This window comes from Sorangium sp. So ce204 (assembly GCF_051526795.1).
Lineage (GTDB): Bacteria > Myxococcota_A > Polyangia > Polyangiales > Polyangiaceae > Sorangium > Sorangium cellulosum_B.
This window is the reverse complement of sequence record NZ_CP150317.1, coordinates 5,000,747-5,015,393: the sequence shown is the minus strand read 5'-3', so window position 1 is coordinate 5,015,393 and position 14,647 is coordinate 5,000,747. Positions and strand designations below refer to the sequence as shown.

Sequence of the window (14,647 nt, the reverse complement as noted above, 5' to 3'; positions counted from 1 at the left end):
TCACGCGGCGGCCTCCCCGGCGCCCTGCGGCGCGCGCGGCGCGACGCCGGCCGCCCTGGCGTGGTCGCGCCGGAGCGCCTCGATGAACTCCGGCGTGAAGGTGCCGTCGACGCGCACCGAGTACCTGAAGTACGGGTCCGCCTCGACGCCGTGGTAATCGTGATCGTTGAACCAGTAGGCCCGACCGGCGACCGCCGTCTTCCGCCGCGCCCGCTCGTCCCACAGGAACAGGCGCTTGTTGCCCGCGGGGCAGAGCGTGATGAAGTGGTCGGGCTCGCTGTCCGGCGCTCTCCCCTCCCCGTCGCGGTGCACCGTGCCGTGATCGTTGGCCTCGAGACCCATGATGTTGCAGCGCCCTATCGACGCGAAAGGCAGGCGCTTCACGTAGGCGATCGTCCTCGGGAAGAACGACTTCGCCAGGCGGGTGAAGTCCTTGCCTTCACTCCGGCTCTTGTCGCTCCAGTAGCGGTTCGGGATGAGCTCGACATAAACCTTCCAGGGGAAATACACCCCATGGCGGAACTTGAGCCACAGCATCTGCCGCCGGGAGAGCGGGATCTCGCGCTCCTCGCCGAACTCGAGCGCGGCGCGCGTGGAGCTCTCGATCGACGAAGGGTCGTCCGAGAGGCGCTGGAACGTCGCGAACTCCTCGTCGTCGAGGCCGCGGATCACCTCGCCGTAGTCGGCGAACGCCTCGCCGCTGCGCGAAGGCGGCATGATGCCCATCGCGCGGTGGCTGCCGCCGGTGTAATCGATCGGCACCTGCGTGAGCCCGAGGCAGATCTCGTCGTGGATCTCGCCGAGCGGGGCGAGGTCGAGGTACGGCTCGAGATCGATGGAGGGTCGCCCGAAGATGCCCTGGATGCCGGAGTCACAAGGAGGTTCGACCATGGGTCCGCCGCCGGAGCCGGGGCGTCACGGCCCGGCAGGCCTACCCATATCACAAAGCCCGGGGCGCCCCGCAAACCCCGAACCCCGCCTGCGCCTCGCGGCGGCGTGACGCGAGGCTTGGGCTTGTGAGGGCGCGGCGCGTTCTGTAGCGTGCGTCCCATGGATCTGTCCTACGTCATGGGGTTCGGGCTGGGCACCACGCTCGCTCTGCTCGCCCTGCTGCGCATCGGGCAGAGGGTCTTCTCACCGGCGCATACGGCCGCCCGCGATCTCACGGAGAGCAACGCCGCCCGCCGGCTGCTCACGGTCGGCCAGGTCCTCGCGGTGTTCCTCGTCGCCGCGAACGCCGTGAAGAACTGCCTCGAGGGCGAGGGCTTCGCGCGCGATCTGCTCTGGGTGAGCGCGTTCGCCGTCGTGGGCCTGCTCCTCGTGCTCGCGACCGGCCAGCTCGGGATCCGCCTTCTGCTCAGGGCGCGGCTCCCGGCCGAGATCGAGCGCGGCAACGCGGCCGCGGGGCTCGCGGCGGGCGCGCACTACGTGGCGACCGGGCTCATCACCTCGCGCGCGATCGCGGGCAAGGATCTCGGCGATCTCGCGATCTCCCTCGGCTTCTTCGTCCTCGCGCAGATCACGCTGCACGTGTTCATCTCGCTCTTCCGGGCGCTCACCACGTACGATGACGCCGAGCAGATCCAGGGAGAGAACCTCGCCGCCGCGCTGAGCTACGCCGGCGCCTCGATCGCCGTGGCGATCATCATCGCGCGGGCGCTGGAGGGCGACTTCGAGGGTCTCTTCATCTCGCTGAAGGGCTATGGCGGGGTGCTGCTCTATCTGTTCGCCCTCTACCCCGTGCGGCAGCTCCTCGTGCAGAGCGTGCTGCTCGGCGCGCCGCTCGCGCTGCGCGGCGGCCGCCTGGACGCGGGCATCGCGGCCGACCGCAACGAGGGGCTCGGCGCGCTCGAGGCGACGACCTACCTCGCGACCTCGATCGCCATCGCGCGCCTCCTATGACCTCCGCCGACCGCGCCTACGACGCCTTCGCCGCAAAGATCGTCGACACGGGCCTCATCACCGACCCCTGGTTCGACGGGGCCCCGCGCTTCCGCGAGGAGCCGGTGTTCGTCACGGCCGCCGAGCAGCGCGCCCTGTACCGCGCCGCCGAGGAGGTCGCGGCGGTCTACAACGAGCTTTGCCTGATCGTCGCGGACGAGCCGTCGCTGCTCGACGACTTCTTCTGTCTGACGCCGTGTCAGAAGGCGATGTGGCTCTCGTCACAGCCGCTGTGGCACGGCATCGCGCGCGCCGACGTCTTCCTGACGGACGAGGGCCCGGCGATCGCCGAGCTGAACTGCGACACGCCGACGGGCGAGGCGGAGGCGGTCGTGCTGAGCGCGCTCGCGGCGCCGGATCACCCGGGCGCGCGCGACCCCAACGGCGAGCTCGGCGCCCGGTTCTGCGCGATGGTGGACGAGGTCGCCCGCGCGCTCCTCGGCGAGGCCGCGACGCGGCGCCTCGGCTTCGTTTATCCGACGGAGTTCACCGAGGACCTCTCGGTCATCCGCCTCTACCAGCGCTGGCTCACGGAGCGCGGGTATTCCGTGCTCCTCGGCTCGCCGTACAACCTCGGCCACGACGATCGTGGCCTGTCGCTCTTCGACGTCCCGTTCTCGGTCCTCTTGCGCCACTACAAGACGGATTGGTGGGGAGAGCGCTCGAGCGTGTGGACCGACGAGCAGATCCCCGACGCCGAGCCGCTCGCCGGCCCGCTCGGCGCCGTGCTGTCCGCCGCGGCCGACGGGCGCGCCGCGATCCTGAACCCGCTCGGCGCCGTGCTGCCGCAGAACAAGCGCTCGATGGCGTTCATGTGGGAGCACCTCCACCGCTTCTCGCCGCACGCGCAGTCGGTGATCCAGCGTCACGTACCGGTGACGTCGCGGCTGGAGACGGTGCACCCCGAGCTGCTCCTCGCGCAGCGCGAGGAGTGGGTCCTGAAGAGCGATTACGGCGCCGAGGGAGAAGAGGTGATCCTCGGGCGCCACACCCCCGACGAGGTCTGGCGCGCGTCCCTGGCCAAGGCCCGGGAGGGGCGGTGGATCGCGCAGCGGTACTTCTCCGCCCTGGAGAACGCGCGGCGCGAGTCGGTCAACTACGGGATCTACCTGATCGCCGGCGAGGCGTGCGGCATCTACGCGCGCGTCCAGGCCGGGATGACGGACGCGGCCGCGCTGAGCGCGCCGGCGCTCGTGCGGTAGGCGCGTTCGCGGGGCGAGCGCGCCCGCGGGCGGCTACTGGGCGGGTCGGGCCGGGGCATCCATGGCGCGCACCGCGCGGAACGCGTCGGCCGTAGCCTGCGTGTTCTGCGTCGTCACGATATGGAGCCGGTCCCCCTCCCGCCGCGCCACGTGCACAAGGATGCCCTGCATGTCGGGCACGGGCTGGCCATCCGGGGTGACGACGCCCGTCAGCTCCCATGCCCAGCGGACGACCGCGAGATCCGGCGCGACGAAGCGTGTCTCGACACGCACGCTGGCGAGGCGGCTCTTCGCAAAGACGGTCTTGTGAATGCCGACGTGATTCGTCCGGATCTCCTCCCGCCCATGCCACCACATCCCGAAGATGTTCACGAAATCGGCGTCCTCCGCTTGAAGCGCGGCGAACGCATCCATGTCGTGCCGGTTCCAGGCGTCGTTGAAGGCGGCGACGAGCTGCTCCCCCAGCGCACGCTGCTCGCTGGCGTCGGGCGCCGCTGCCGCGATGGCCGGCGCTGGCGCCGCCGGCGCAACGGGCTGGGGCGTCGCGGGGGCGCACGCGAGGACAAGGAGCGGCAGCGCAACAAGGGCGAGGGCTCTATGCATGGAACGCCCCTTACTGCGAACCGGCGCGGGACGTCAACCGGCGGCGCGCTCGATCCCGACTGCGGGTCAGGCTGCTGTCCTCGCAGGCGGTAGAGCTGCCTCGATCACGTGGAACAGGCGTTGACCCGCTCGCGCCGTCATCGAGGATCAGCGCTCGGCCGGATCGCCCCGGTTGCCAGCGGAGCCGCGGATAGGTACGTTTGGTTGCCCGCTGGGTCCGCTCCGCGCACTGCCGAGGATGCCTGAGGAACCCGCGCCAGGTCGGCATTCCCACGACCGGAGCGCGACGACCCGGCGACCCGACCCAGTTGACGGAGGAGGAGAGAGATGCATCGATTTGTCTTCAAAACGTGCGGATACCTGGCCACGATGTGCCTGCTCACGCTCGTGGCTTGCGGTGACGACGAGGGCTCCGACGAGACGTCGACGTCGGGGAGCGGGGGCGCCGGCGCTTCAGGCTCGGCGGCCTCGACAGGCTCGGGCGGCACGGGAGGATCAGGTGAGGGAGGCGGAGGCGGCGGCGCGACGGGGTGTCCCGAGCTCGTTGGCCGCGTCCCCATGCCGGAGCTCGGTCCGTGGATGTACGGGCCGCACCCCGGACCGTGCGCCCAGACGGACACGGAGACGGACACGGGACAGGAGATATCGTTCGTTTACGAATACGATGGCCAGCGTCTCGTCGGAGCGGTCGAGACGCTGGGCAGCGAGACCCACACACACACCTTCGACTACGAGGGCGAGCGCATGGTCCGCATGACCCGGACCGGCGCGGCCGACACCCGTGTCCTCGAGATTGACTACAACGACGAGGCGCGGGCGATCACCTATGGGAACGACGACTACTTCGTCCGGTACGATCGCGATGACCAGGGGCGCCTCACGCAGCTGACGTTCGACCGCTTCACGGATGCTCTGCCGACCATCACGACGGAGATCGTCTACGAGGGTTGTCGTCTCCTCCGCCGGGAGCAGGGGGTGAACCCGCTCGACGGCATGCCGACCTCATCGATCCCGGCCTTCACCTACGTCTTCGACGGCGATCTGCTGGTCGAGCGCCTGGGGGAGACGTCGCGCACGGTTTACGATTACAGCTGCTGGTGATCAGCTCGGCGGGCTCGCCGGCGCGTGGCCGCCGAGCGCGCGCACGTCGTCGGCCGTATCGACGTCGATCGCCCCGCCCGCCCAGTCGATCGCCGCGACCTCCTCGACGCGCAGCAGGCGGCCGGCGCCCTGGTCGCCCTGGAGGCGCGAGAGCGCGTCCCAGCGAGATCGGTCGAACACCGCCGGCGCGCCCACGACGCCGCTGAACCGCGACGCGGCGATCGGCGCGCCCGCGAGCCAGGCGTCCCGCAGCGCGATGACGTGCTCGACCGTGAGCAGGGGCTGGTCCGCGAGCGCGATCAGGAGCGCGTCGGCCTTCGAGGCCTCCGCCCACCGGACCGCGGCGCGGACCGAGGAGGCGATGCCCTCTTCCCAGCCATCGTTCGCGATGTGCGCGACCTCCAGATCGCCGAGCGCGCGCGCGACCGCGCCGGCATTGGCGCCGAGCACGACGCCGACCGGCCCGGAACGCGCCTCGACGCACGTGGCCGCCACGCGCCGGACGAGCGGCGCTCCGTCGAGCTCGACGAGCTGCTTGGGGCGACCGAGGCGACGTGAGCCGCCGGCGGCGAGCACGACCAGCGCCACGCGCGCGTGCAGCGGCCGGGCGCGGGCGCGGAGCTTCCCCCCCTGCGCCCTGCGCGCGACGGCCTGGAGCTCGCCCACGATCGAGAGCGCGATCTGCTCGGGCGTCTCCGCGCCGAGATCGAGCCCGATCGGCGCGTGGATCCGCGGATCGTCGCCGGGGTGGCCGATCTCGGCGAGGAGATCGCGCGTGCGGCGCGCGGGCCCGAGCACGCCGATGTAGCGGGCGCGCGACGCGAGGGCGACGGCGAGCGCGTCGCGATCCGGCGTGACCTGATGGTGCATGATCACGACGTACGGCTCGGCCGCGGCGTCGATGAGCGCGCGGAGGCGATCCGCCGCGCCGCCGGTCGAAATGACGCGATCCGCTGCGCGGAACCGGGCCCCCTGGCGGATCGTGGGACAAGCGACCGTGACCCGGAACCCGACCGACGTCGCGAGCGTGACGATGGACACCGCGTCGTGCCCACCCCCGAGCACGAAGAGCTGCGGCGACGGCGCGATCTTCTCGACGAGCACGGAGATCCCCAGCCCGTCGAGCTCCACGACGCCGGCCGGCCCCCGCGCCGCGGCCTCGATCGCGGAGCGCGCGGCCGGATCGGTCACCGGGTGCGCGAGCGCGCACGGCGGACCGAACGCGAGGCGCGCGCCGACCCGGACCGCGCCGGCCGTCGAGCGGATCACCGTGACCAGCGTGCCGGTGGTCTCCTCGGCGAAGCAGGCGGCGGCGAACGCGAGCGCGTCGTGGGTCGCGCCGGCGGCGACGTGCTCGAGCAGGACATCGACGACGCCGTTGCAGCCGAGCCCCACCCCCCACGTCTCTCCGTCTTCGGTGGTCGAGTCGTAAGTGACCACCACGGCGCCATCGCGGCACCGGTGCTCTCCGCGGAGCATCACGTCGCCCTCGAGGCAGCCGCCGCTCACACACCCGGACACCCAGCGATCGCCGGCGACAAGCATCCGCGCGCCCGGACGCCGGTACGACGACCCCGACACCCGCACGACCGTCGCAAGGAGAAACGGTGACCGCTCTGCCACCAATGTCGCCGCTTCGCGCACGATCCGCTCAAGCTCGTTCATGCGCTCGGCATCATTCACCCTTCGTGACGCGCCCGCCAGGGCGTTCATCGTCGCTGGTGACGCTGGTGACGCTCGATCGCCCTCCTCGCCGCTCGGTCGGTCGCGGTCGGGGTGCGAGCGTGACAGAGCGCCGGCGAGCGCCGGGTCGATGACCGATGGTGAAGAAATGATAAGAACATGTGCAGTAGCTTGACGGCGAGCCAGCCCAAACGTATGGCCTCAGCGGCCATGAAGCTCGATGTGAACGGCGTTGTTCGTGATGTGGATGCCAGTCCAGAGATGCCTCTGCTCTGGGTGCTCCGTGATCTGCTGGGATTGACCGGCACAAAATACGGCTGTGGCATGGCCCAGTGCGGCGCCTGCACGGTCCACATCGACGGCAAACCCGCGCGTTCGTGCGTCCTGCCGGTGTCGAGCGTCGGGGCGCGCAAGGTGACGACGATCGAGGGCCTGTCGCCCGACGGGTCGCACGTGGTGCAGCAGGCGTGGGCGCAGGCCGACGTCGTCCAGTGCGGGTACTGCCAGTCCGGGCAGATCATGACCGCGGTCGCCTTGCTCGACCAGAAGCCCGATCCGAGCGACGCCGACATCGACGCTGCGCTGTCCGGCAACGTGTGTCGCTGCGGGACGTACGTTCGTGTACGCGAAGCGGTGATCCTCGCGTCGAGGCTCAAGCGAGGTGGCAAGTGACCGTCTCCCGGCGTGACTTCTTGCAAGCGGCCGCGGGCTCGGCGGCCGGGCTCCTGATCAGCTTCTACGTCCCGCAGGGGGTCCGCGCCGCGCCGAAGGCGGCGCAGCCGCCGCCGCTCTCGCCGAACGCGTTCGTCCGCGTCGGCACCGACGAGTCCGTGACCGTGGTGCTCGCGCACTCCGAGATGGGACAGGGCATCTGGACCGGGCTCGCGATGCTGATCGCCGAGGAGCTCGAGTGCGACTGGTCGAAGGTGCGGTCGGAGCACGCGCCGGCCGCGCCGGTCTACGGCCATCCGGTGTTGCAGTTCCAGATGACCGGGGGGTCGACGACGACGAACAGCGAGTTCGAGCGCTATCGCACCGTCGGCGCGATGGCGAAGGACATGCTGCTGCGCGCGGCGGCCGCCCGGTGGAAGGTCTCGCCCGCGGCGTGCACGGCCGCGAACGGCGTCGTCACCCACGGCAAGGACAAGCTGACCTTTGGCCAGCTCGCCGAGGAGGCGATGAAGCTCGCCCCGCCGGCGAAGGTGAAGCTGAAGGACCCCAAGGACTGGAAGCTGATCGGCACCCTCGTGCGCCGCATCGACACGCCGGAGAAGATCACGGGCAAGGCGCAGTTCGGGCTCGACGTGCACTTCCCCGGGCTCCGCACCGCCGTGGTGCTCCGCCCGCCGGCGTTCGGCGCCAAGCTCGTCAAGTTCGACGCCGCCGACGCCCTCAAGGTGCCCGGCGTCGAGAAGGTCGTCCCCACCGCGAACGGCGTCGCCGTCGTCGCCGCGCATTTCTGGGCCGCCAAGCTCGGGCGCGACGCGCTCCGCGCCGAGTGGGCGCAGCCCGAGGGCGGCGGGGCCGACAGCGCCAAGCTGCTCGCCGAGTTCCACGCGAAGGCGCGGGCGCCCGGCGCCGTCGCCGCCAGCGTCGGCAAGGTGGAAGACGCGCTCGCCGCGGCCAAATCCCGGCTCGAGGCGGAGTACGACGTGCCCTACCTCGCGCACGCGCCGATGGAGCCGCTCAACTGTACGGTCAAGATCGACGGCGATCGCTGCGAGATCTGGACCGGCACGCAGTTCCAGACCGGCGACCAGATGGCCGCGGCGAAGATCCTCGGCACGACGCCCGACAAGGTCCAGATCCACACGACGTTCCTCGGCGGCGGCTTCGGGCGGCGCGCCAGCCCCATGGCCGATTTCGTCGCGGAGGCCGTGATCGTCGCGAAGGCCGCCGGCGTGCCGGTGAAGGTCGTGTGGACGCGGGAGGACGACATGCGCGGCGGCTTTTACCGCCCCGCCTTCGTCCACCGGATCCAGGTCGGCGTCGACGCGCGCGGCCTGCCGGCGGCGTGGGATCAGGTGGTCGTGGGCCAGTCGATCGTCGCCGGCACACCGCTCGAGTCGTTCGTCACGAGGAACGGCGTCGACTTGACCTCGGTGGAAGGGATCGCCGAGTCGCCCTATGTCGAGCGGACGCCCGCGCTCCGTGTGTCGCTGCACTCGCCGAGGACGCCGGTCACCGTGCTGTGGTGGCGCTCGGTCGGCAACACCCACACGGCCTTCGCGGTGGAGAGCATGGTGGACGAGCTGGCCCACGCCGCAGGGCAGGATCCGCTCGCGTACCGCCTCGAGCTGCTCAAGGACAAGCCGCGGCACGCGAACGCGCTGAAGGTCGCCGCCGAGAAGGCCGGCTGGGGCACCGCGCCCGCCCCGGGACGGGCGCGGGGGCTCGCGATGCACGAGTCGTTCGGCTCCATCATCGCCGAGGTGGCCGAGGTCTCGATCGAGAAGGGGCGCATCCGCGTCCACTCTGTCACCTGCAGCGTCGACTGCGGCACGGCGGTGAACCCGCTCGGCATCGAGGCGCAGATCCAGGGCAGCGTCGCGTTCGGCCTCACGGCCGCGCTCTACGGCAAGATCAACATCGCCGAGGGGAAGGTCCAGGAGAGCAACTTCCACGACTATCCCATGCTCCGGATGTTCGACATGCCGCGCATCGCCGTCCATCTCATCCCGAGCAAGGCCAAGATGGGCGGCATCGGGGAGCCCGCCACCGCGCCGATCGCGCCGGCCGTGGCGAACGCAGTGTTCGCGCTGACCAAGCAGCGGCTGCGCTCCCTTCCGTTTCGCCTCGCGTAGGAACTGACCATGATCCGATCCTCTCTTGTCCTCGCCTCTCTCCTCGCCGCGTGCGGGGGACAGACGCCCGGGGCCTCGCCGGCGCCCTCGCCGTCGCCGGTCAGCCGCGAGGCCGCCCTCGTCGCGTTCGAGACCGTGCGCGGCGTCCTCCAGCACCCTCGCTGCCAGAACTGTCACCCCGCCGGCGACGTGCCGCTCCAGGGCGACGAGGGCCGCCTGCACACGCAGCTCGTGCTCCGCGGACCCACGGGCCACGGCATGCCGGGCGCGGAGTGCACGACGTGCCACGGGCCGACCAACCCGCCGAACAGCTTTGGCATGCACGTGCCGCCGGGCGTCGCGAAGGGCTGGCACATGCCGCCGCCCGAGATGCCGATGGTGTTCGTCGGTGTCGCCCCGGGCGCCTTGTGCGAGCAGATCAAGGATCCGAAGCGCAATGGCGGCAAGGACATGGCGGCGTTGCGCGTCCACCTCGAGGATCCCCTCGTGACCTGGGGCTGGAACCCTGGCGCTGGCCGCACGCCCGTCCCGACGCCGTACGCCGAGTTCGTCGCTGCATGGGAGACGTGGGCCCGCGCCGGCGCGCCCTGCCCTGGTGGATGATCGACGCTCACGCGCTTCGCCGCCGGGCAGCGCCTGCTCTATGATGTGGCGCATGGGGTCGTGTCCCGCCTCGGCCTTGGGTCCGTGTCGGCGCGCTGGCGGCATGTGGCCGGCTCTCCTGCAGCTTCTCCTGCTCGCAGCGCTCGGCGGATGCAGCGGCGCCGTCGGGCGAGCACACCACCGTGCTCGCGCGGCATGCGCTCGCCGCTGCGGGCGGCGAGCGCAAGGGCGCCGGCGAGCGCGGCCGGGCCAAGCACCCCCAGCGCCACCAGCGCAGCGCACCGCCCCCCTGCGGGCAGCCCCGCGGTCGCGGTCCTTGCCGCCGCCGGCCCCACCGGCGCAGGCGCTGCCGCCGCTGGCAGGGGGGCGACACGCGCAGCGTTCGCCGCCTCCGCCTGCTCCAGCCAGGCCCGCACCGCCGCGCGCCGCGCCGCGCCGCCGTGCCGCTCGACCAGGGCGGCCACCTCCCGGGCCGGCAGCCTCCACCGCTTCCGCCCGCTCGCGGGGTCGTCCGGGATCCGCGGGCGGACGTCCCCGGACCCCCGGTGGACCGATGGTGACGTACGCCCTCGCAGTGACCGGGCGTCGTGCCCGCAGGTATTGTTGAACATTGAGCGCGGAGCTGGCACAAGGGACGCATGCGTCCGCGCTGGCAGCTGCTCGTCGACGGGCTCGGTAGGATCGAGCGGGCCGAGGTGGAGGTGCGTCCGCTGCTGCTGTTGGTCGGCGCGAACAACACTGGGAAGAGCTATTTGGCATCGCTACTCTGGGGGCTCGTGGCCATGCAGGCGGACCTCGAGCTTCCCCCTGGCGCTGCGGTCCAAGCGTGCGACGACTGGCTCAGGCGCATCATCAAGGAAGGAGAGCGCTCCGCGAAGCACGAGTTGAGCCCCGAGGAGATCGGGCTGTTTGACCGGCTCTTCGAAGCAACGCTCGAGGCGAACCGGGATCGGATCGTGGCTCGTATTTTCAACAGCCAGTCCGTGGGCGCCGGGCGCCTCCAGCTTCGCAATGTCTCGGAGGGGCGGCACGCGCGCTTCGAGTGGACCGCCGACGAGCAGACCGGTACTCATGTATTAGCGGTACACGACGGCGCGGGCGGCGAAGAGAAGAGCATCTCGACGAGCCTCCATGTCGACGATCTGGGCACCATCCGCGTCGCCGCGCGTGATCTGTTGATGCGCCGGCTGACGTTCTTCCGTATGACGCGGCTGTTCAAGCCCTTTTATGACAGCTTCAGCTCGATCGATCCGGTCTATCTTCCTGCCTCGCGAACCGGCTTCATGCAGCTCTACAAGGGAGCCGTTCAGCGGAGCCTCCGGGACGTGTTCCGGCGCGAGCTTGGCGAGAGCAGCCCGCTCGACCTCACGACGCCAGCATTTCACTTCATTGACATGCTAGCCCTTGGCCTTAAGGAGAAGCGCTCACAAACCTTCGCTGAAGAGGCCGAGCTTCTAGAGCGCGCACTGAGCGGACAAGTCGAGCTGATCGCGGGGCAAGGCGTCAACGAATTTCGTTACAAGCCTGAGGGGGGAGGCGTCTCGTTGCCCATGAGCCTGTCCTCCTCCTTGGTCACCGAGCTCGCGCCTCTGGTTCTCGTGCTCCGTCACCTGTCCAGCTTCCCGCTCCTGGTGCTCGAGGAACCCGAAGCGCATCTCCACCCGGCGCTGCAACGCCGCCTGGCTCAGGTCATCGTACGCTTGGTCCGCAAGGGCCTCTACGTCTGGATCACCACACATAGCGAGAACTTTTGCCAGCAGATCAACAACTTCCTCAAGATCGGTATGAGCCCCGAACGCGAAGCTCTCCAGGGCGAGCTCGGCTATGGACCACAGGACTACCTGGAGCTCGATGACGTGGCTGGTTATGGATTCCAGCCCGAAGGTCCTCGATCTGCGATCAACAGGCTCGAGGCTTCGGAGCAGGGGCTGACCATGCCCACGTTCAACCGCGAGCTGATCGCGCTGAGCAAGGAGACGCTGCTCCTCCAGCGGCGCGGTGCGACGAAGCGATGAGGCGGAGCGGCGACATCGAGGACGTACTGCGTCGAACCATGCAGTCCGGGCTATACCGCGTCACGATGGGCCCCTTCAACGAAACCGTCAGTGAGCGGCAGAAAGATGGACGGGCCGAGCTCCGCTGCGTCGTACCTGACAAGGCGCGCTGCATCGCCTGGATGATGGAGAATCCGAAGCTGTTCCCATTCCTGCGGAGCAGCGAGTGCACCGATGGGTCCTTCCTGATCGAGCTCCAGGACGGGACCTTCGAGGCCCATGTGATTGAGTGCAAGCTGACCATCAACCAGGATAGCCGCAACAAGGCGAAGGCGCAGATGGCGTGGACTCTGGTCCGGCTACACGCCCTTGCCGGGGCGCTCGGGATTCAGCTCGCGCGGGCGGTGCTCTACACCGCCTATTGCAACGACCAGCTGTCGAAGGATCCCGGGCTGCTCAAAGTGCCCCTGGGCGCTATAGACGCGTTGACCGCGGAAGACGAGGAGGTGGTGGACGCGCTGGAAGGGCAGTTCGACTGGCCCGAGCAGGAGATCTCGCTGAGCGGGTTCGAGGAGCGCTTCCCCCATCGTGCGGTCAAACTCAGCGCCGCGAGCGCGGGCGGCGTCGCCGAGGGGTGCTGCGTGCTCGCTTCGCCCTGAACCGCGGCGCCCGCCGAGGCCACGGAAGGCGGAATTTCGCCCCCTGCTGGCCCCTGCCGACGACGGCGCGCCCGCCGACGAGGATGCGCCGCTCCTCGATCGCTTCCTCGCCGGCGATCGGGCCGCGTTCGACCAGCTGGTGCTGCGCCACCGCGGCTCGCTGCAGAAGCTGGTCCGGCGCTACGTGCGGAACGAAGAGGACGCCGAGGACGTGACGCTGCGGGCGCTCCTGCGGGCGCTGGAGAAGCTCTCGACCTTCCGGCGGGACTCGACGTTCCGCACGTGGATCCACCGCATCGCCGTGCACACGGCGCCGAACCACGTCCGCGGAAAGGACCGCGCCGCGCCCGGGGTCGAGCTCGACGAGCTCCCGGCCTTCACGAACGCGCGCAGGTCGTCAATCGACGCTGACGCTGGTCACGGCGGTCCAGTCGTTGCGGCCGTCGGCCGAGACGAAGTGGAAGCGGAGCGTGTCCTCGTGGCGAGCGGTCGAGACGACGGCCGCGCAGGCGCCGATGAAGTCGTCCTCGCGGCAGGTGTCGCGGAGATCGCCGCCATCGTCGAGCACGCCGACGCGGACCGGGGCCGCGTTCTCCCGCAGGTACGGCGCGGCGATGAGCTCGGCCGGGGCCAGCGGTGTGGGGACGGGCGCGTCGAGGTCCCAGAGGCGAAGGTGCTTTGCGTCGGTGAGGTGGGCGTAGAGCCGCTCGACCTCCTTGCCAGCGTCCTCCTCGACCGCGAGGGCGAGAAGCAGGACGCGGTCGTCCTCGCGGGCCCGAGCGCGGGCCTTGAACGAGAGCGGCGCGCGCAGCGTGACGACGGCGGGGAAGCGGCCCTCCGGCGGGCGGAAGCGGACCAGGGTGCGGCCCAGCGGACGAGGAGGCGTGAGCCCCGCCGGGCCGCTCGGGTCATGGGGAACGAGGAGGTACGCGGCGAGGAGGAGGACAGGCTCTGGCGCGCCGCGGAGGAGGCCGTCGTGGCCGGAAGCGAGCTCGAGGGCGGTGATGTCGAGGCGAAGGCGGAAGGAGCGCACGCGCCTCGCGGGCGGCGCGGCGGCCGCAGGCGACGCCGGGCGAGGAGCGGAGGACGCGCCGCCCTTGCGGGACCTGCCTTTGCGCTTTCGGGCCATCGGGGAGCCGGGAGATACCACGACCGGCGGCGCTCGGGCGATCGGCCGCGCGCGGCGCCGACGCCGGGCGGCGCCGCTACCGGCCGGCCGGGTCCTGGCAGTAGAACGCCTTCAGCTGCTCGTAGAGCTCCGGGTGCTTCGCCCTGAGCTTCCGCGGCTTCTCGAAGAAGGCCTCGGTGACGACGGCGAAGAACTCGGCCGGGTTCGTCGCGCCGTACGGGTCGATCACCGTGCGCTTGAGGCTCGCCTCGTCGCGGAGGAGGCGCTCGTACTCGCGGCCGAGGATGCGCGCCCACGCCGCGTACATCGAGCGCTCGGGCAGCTCGGGCGCGCCGTCGGCGGGGCCTTCCTCCTGGTCGAGCTGGTGCGCGAACTCGTGGAGCACGAGGTTGTGACCGTCGCTCATGTCCGCCGCGCCCGCGAGCACGCCGTCCCACGCGAGCACGACCGACCCCCGCGACCACGACTCTCCGAGCCGCGCGTGATCGCCCTCGACGACGACGCCCCCCTCCCGCACCTCCCGGCCGCGGGCCACGTAGGTGCTCGGGTAAACGAGGACGACCTCGAGCTCGGGGTAGTAGTCGGTCTCGCGGTGCAAGAGGAGGAGGCACGCCTGCGCCGCCACCGTGACCCGGATCTCGTCGGTGATCTCCTGGCCGCCGCACCCCTCGAACGGCTTCTCGTCCAGAAAGACCTGGACATGCCCGAGGAGCTCCTGCTGGTCCTCGGCCGGAAGGCGGCCGAAGCAGGGCACGTTCCGGTCGAGGATCTCGCGCCACGCGGGCGGAAAGGGCTCGCGTCGGACGGCGTCGCGCCGCCGCTTCCTGAAAAAGGCCAGCATCGACGACCACCTTACCCGCTCGCGTGGCGCTGTCGGAAGAGCGGCGAGCGGCCCTCGCGGAGTGCCCGTGCCGCAGCAGCGGATCAG

The 14,647-nt window shown here is 70.7% G+C and carries 14 protein-coding genes and 1 pseudogene; 9 read left to right on the top strand and 6 right to left on the bottom strand.

The features are described 5' to 3' along the window. Entirely contained in the window at nucleotides 1-891 is an 891-nt protein-coding gene (locus WMF22_RS18530) for a hypothetical protein (RefSeq protein ID WP_438036565.1), read from the bottom strand. Between the two features lie 159 nt (nucleotides 892-1,050). Between WMF22_RS18530 and WMF22_RS18525 the strand changes: the two genes are divergently transcribed. Beyond that, complete coding sequence (locus WMF22_RS18525; protein WP_012235974.1) at nucleotides 1,051-1,902, top strand: DUF350 domain-containing protein; 852 nt, start codon at nucleotides 1,051-1,053, stop codon at nucleotides 1,900-1,902. Then, entirely contained in the window at nucleotides 1,899-3,143 is a 1,245-nt protein-coding gene (locus WMF22_RS18520) for a glutathionylspermidine synthase family protein (RefSeq protein ID WP_437300372.1), read from the top strand. The genes WMF22_RS18525 and WMF22_RS18520 overlap by 4 nt, the downstream gene beginning before the upstream one ends. Nucleotides 3,144-3,176: 33 nt before the next feature. Here the strand turns inward: WMF22_RS18520 and WMF22_RS18515 are convergent, their stop codons facing one another. Continuing rightward, the gene (locus WMF22_RS18515; protein WP_438036564.1) at nucleotides 3,177-3,746 is read right to left on the bottom strand and encodes an SgcJ/EcaC family oxidoreductase; all 570 of its coding nucleotides are present in this window, start codon (nucleotides 3,744-3,746) and stop codon (nucleotides 3,177-3,179) included. 327 nt (nucleotides 3,747-4,073) lie between these two features. On the opposite strand from WMF22_RS18515, the gene WMF22_RS18510 reads away from it, so the two are divergent. Continuing rightward, a complete protein-coding gene (locus tag WMF22_RS18510) occupies nucleotides 4,074-4,847 on the top strand; it encodes a hypothetical protein (RefSeq protein WP_438036563.1) in 774 nt (257 codons plus the stop codon). Here WMF22_RS18510 and WMF22_RS18505 read toward each other — a convergent pair whose 3' ends face one another. Continuing rightward, the gene (locus WMF22_RS18505) at nucleotides 4,848-6,512 is read right to left on the bottom strand and encodes an NTP transferase domain-containing protein (protein ID WP_438036562.1); all 1,665 of its coding nucleotides are present in this window, start codon (nucleotides 6,510-6,512) and stop codon (nucleotides 4,848-4,850) included. 228 nt (nucleotides 6,513-6,740) lie between these two features. On the opposite strand from WMF22_RS18505, the gene WMF22_RS18500 reads away from it, so the two are divergent. The 6 genes and pseudogenes from WMF22_RS18500 to WMF22_RS18475 form a co-directional block, all read left to right on the top strand. Further along, complete coding sequence (locus WMF22_RS18500; RefSeq protein ID WP_437300368.1) at nucleotides 6,741-7,202, top strand: (2Fe-2S)-binding protein; 462 nt, start codon at nucleotides 6,741-6,743, stop codon at nucleotides 7,200-7,202. Then, the gene (locus WMF22_RS18495) at nucleotides 7,199-9,334 is read left to right on the top strand and encodes a molybdopterin cofactor-binding domain-containing protein (RefSeq protein WP_438036561.1); all 2,136 of its coding nucleotides are present in this window, start codon (nucleotides 7,199-7,201) and stop codon (nucleotides 9,332-9,334) included. The genes WMF22_RS18500 and WMF22_RS18495 overlap by 4 nt, the downstream gene beginning before the upstream one ends. A gap of 9 nt (nucleotides 9,335-9,343) precedes the next feature. Then, on the top strand, nucleotides 9,344-9,937 hold the full coding sequence (locus WMF22_RS18490; RefSeq protein WP_438036560.1) for a hypothetical protein: 594 nt from the start codon (nucleotides 9,344-9,346) through the stop codon (nucleotides 9,935-9,937). A 638-nt stretch (nucleotides 9,938-10,575) separates the two neighbouring features. Then, on the top strand, nucleotides 10,576-11,952 hold the full coding sequence (locus tag WMF22_RS18485) for an AAA family ATPase (protein WP_438036559.1): 1,377 nt from the start codon (nucleotides 10,576-10,578) through the stop codon (nucleotides 11,950-11,952). A 65-nt stretch (nucleotides 11,953-12,017) separates the two neighbouring features. Further along, on the top strand, nucleotides 12,018-12,590 hold the full coding sequence (locus WMF22_RS18480; RefSeq protein ID WP_438036558.1) for a hypothetical protein: 573 nt from the start codon (nucleotides 12,018-12,020) through the stop codon (nucleotides 12,588-12,590). Further along, nucleotides 12,520-12,870, top strand: a pseudogene (locus WMF22_RS18475) (RNA polymerase sigma factor); the annotation flags it as partial. The gene WMF22_RS18480 and the pseudogene WMF22_RS18475, both read left to right, overlap by 71 nt. Here WMF22_RS18475 and WMF22_RS18470 read toward each other — a convergent pair. From WMF22_RS18470 to WMF22_RS18460, 3 genes are all read right to left on the bottom strand, one after another. After that, entirely contained in the window at nucleotides 12,771-12,971 is a 201-nt protein-coding gene (locus WMF22_RS18470; protein ID WP_438037361.1) for a hypothetical protein, read from the bottom strand. The pseudogene WMF22_RS18475 and the gene WMF22_RS18470 overlap by 100 nt on opposite strands. A gap of 16 nt (nucleotides 12,972-12,987) precedes the next feature. After that, entirely contained in the window at nucleotides 12,988-13,623 is a 636-nt protein-coding gene (locus WMF22_RS18465; RefSeq protein WP_438037360.1) for a hypothetical protein, read from the bottom strand. Nucleotides 13,624-13,795: 172 nt separating this feature from the next. After that, nucleotides 13,796-14,560: a zinc-dependent peptidase gene (locus tag WMF22_RS18460; RefSeq protein ID WP_437300364.1), complete on the bottom strand. Its 765-nt coding sequence runs from the start codon at nucleotides 14,558-14,560 to the stop codon at nucleotides 13,796-13,798. Nucleotides 14,561-14,647: the final 87 nt, after the last annotated feature.